This is a genomic window from Campylobacter concisus, from assembly GCF_902460625.1.
Lineage (GTDB): Bacteria > Campylobacterota > Campylobacteria > Campylobacterales > Campylobacteraceae > Campylobacter_A > Campylobacter_A concisus_AD.
The window spans coordinates 1-1,064 of the sequence record NZ_CABPUT010000033.1 but is presented as its reverse complement, the minus strand read 5'-3'; the positions used below and the strand labels follow the sequence as shown (position 1 = coordinate 1,064).

The window sequence follows — 1,064 nt, the reverse complement described above, 5'->3', positions numbered from 1 at the left end:
TTATAATTCTTATCTATACTCCTAACTAAAGAGATTATATGAAATAAATATTATAATAATATGATAATAATATTTATATAAAAATATATAGATATGAAAAAGATATTTTTATGATATAATTCCACAAAAAGAAAAGGATTAAAAATGGTCATATCTATCGTAAATGAAAAGGGCGGTAGTGGCAAAACTACACTCGCTGTAAATTTAGCAGCTAGGCTATCAGAGGATGGAGATAATGTCCTTTTAATAGATGCCGATCCTCAACGTTCAACTGAAGTTTTTTCAGATATTAGAAGTCAGTCAAATTTAAAACCGCTCTTTTCAAGCGTATCAAAAACAGGTGTTAGCTTGGGTGATGAGATAAAGCGTATGCGGGATAACTTTGACTCTATCGTAGTCGATACTGGTGGGCGTGATAGTAAGGAGATGCGTAAGGCCATGTTGTCATCAAATGTACTTATAATACCAACCATACCTTCACAGTACGATGTGAGTGTTCTTGATCGCATGCTTGATCTTAGTAGTGAAGCGAAAGAGTTAAATGAGAAATTGCTTACACTTATACTTGTAAACCGAGTTTCTCCAAATCCTTTTTTGGCAAAAGAGCTTGAAAGTATGCGTGAATACATCGATGATGCAAAAAAGGAGCGAAATTTAAGTGATGTCTTTTTATTAAACTCTGTTATTTACGAAAGACAAGCTTATAGAAAAACGGTTTCAAATGGCAATAGTTTAAGCGAATTTTGCAAAAATGGGGATAGGGCGCTTGAAGATTTCGAAAGTTTTTATGCCGAGCTATTACAAGTTGTAAAAGAAAATATTAAGGATTAAAAAATGGGTTTTAAAAAAGTAAATACAACGCCAGCTACTAGTGAAGAAAATTTTATAAATCAAGCAAGAGGAGAAACATCAGAAGCAAAAAAGCCTAAAAATTTAAAACGAGATAAGTCATTTTTACTTTATTTTACGCAAGATGAATTTGATCGTGTAAAGATAGAAGCGGAAAAAATTGGAATGGGTATAAATCAATACATTCGCTTTAAAATTTTTAGCTAGTATTATAT

The 1,064-nt window shown here is 31.7% G+C and carries 2 protein-coding genes; both read left to right on the top strand.

From position 1 onward, the window contains the following. The first annotated feature begins 144 nt into the window (after positions 1 to 144). Positions 145 to 831, top strand: coding sequence for an AAA family ATPase (locus F3G69_RS09215; RefSeq protein ID WP_103583805.1), 687 nt, complete (start codon positions 145 to 147; stop codon positions 829 to 831). A gap of 3 nt (positions 832 to 834) precedes the next feature. Further along, positions 835 to 1,056 carry a hypothetical protein gene (locus tag F3G69_RS09210; protein WP_103583804.1) on the top strand — a complete coding sequence of 74 codons (222 nt, stop codon included), beginning with the start codon at positions 835 to 837 and terminating at the stop codon, positions 1,054 to 1,056. The last annotated feature ends 8 nt before the right edge of the window (positions 1,057 to 1,064 follow it).